Source organism: Rhodoferax sp. ZS1R8 (genome assembly GCF_056521325.1).
In genome coordinates, this window is record NZ_JBWMBA010000216.1 from 1 (window position 1) to 1,024 (window position 1,024).

1 protein-coding gene is annotated in these 1,024 nt (G+C 62.8%); it reads left to right on the plus strand.

The genetic code is table 11. From position 1 onward, the window contains the following. Nucleotides 1-77 precede the first annotated feature (77 nt). A complete protein-coding gene (locus AC097P_RS25100) occupies nucleotides 78-932 on the plus strand; it encodes an enoyl-CoA hydratase-related protein (protein WP_479613124.1) in 855 nt (284 codons plus the stop codon). Nucleotides 933-1,024 lie beyond the last annotated feature (92 nt).

The following is a 1,024-nucleotide window of genomic DNA, read 5'->3' on the forward strand; positions in this document are numbered from 1 at the left end:
CCACCCACCCTGATCCGACGCGACAGGTAGCGCTACCGACATGCACTAAAGTAACCGCAAATAACCCGGAGCCATCCATGACAACAACATCCAATCTCACCTGCTTCTCCCTGACCACCAACAACCACATCGCCCACCTGGTGCTCAACAAACCCGAAGCAATGAACACCATGCACCCCACCTTCTGGCGGGAGCTGGATACGGTGCTGACCCATTTGCATCAAGACGGAGCAGCCCGCGCCCTGGTCATCAGCAGCACCGGCAAACATTTCAGCGCCGGCATGGCGCTGGAGACCTTTGCGGGCGCCATCCAGATGGACGACAACAGCCCCGAAGGCCGTGCCGCCATCTTCGACACGCTGGGCGACATGCAGGCCACCTTCACCAAGCTGGAGACCCTGCGCATACCGGTGATCGCAGCCATCCAGGGCGGCTGCATTGGTGGCGCGGTGGACATGGTCACCGCCTGCTGCATACGCTACGCCACACCGCAGACCTTCTTCTGCATCCAGGAAATCAACATCGGCATGGTGGCCGACGTAGGCACGCTGCAGCGCCTGCCCAAGCTGATTCCGCTGGCGGTGGTGAAAGAGATGGCGTACACGGGTCGGCGTTTGGGCGCCGACCGCGCGCTGCAATACGGCCTGGTCAACGCCATCTTCGATACCGAGGAAGCCATGCTGGCCGCCGCGCTGCAATGCGCAGCCGAAATCGCCTCCAAACCGCCGGTCGCCATCTGGGGCACCAAGCAGGCCATCCACTACGCACGTGACCACTCGGTGGACGACTCGCTCAAGCAAATGGGCTGGCTGCAAGGCGCCATTTGGAGCAACCGCCATGTGATGGAGTCGGTGAAGGCCATGAAGACCAAGGGCGCGGGCGATTTCCCGGCGCTGCAGGCGCTGACCCGGTTTGTGGATATCGGCCAGTAGCCCTGCGCAGCGCGCCTGCAAGCGCCCTCCACCAGCCCGCCCGGGGGGTGTACAAAACCCCCAAATCGTGGTTTCATCCGCAGTGGTCTCGG

Bases quoted from the DNA above. Each gene is read 5' to 3' on its own strand.
- AC097P_RS25100 (WP_479613124.1), top strand. From the start codon at position 78: ATGACAACAACATCCAATCTCACCTGCTTCTCCCTGACCACCAACAAC.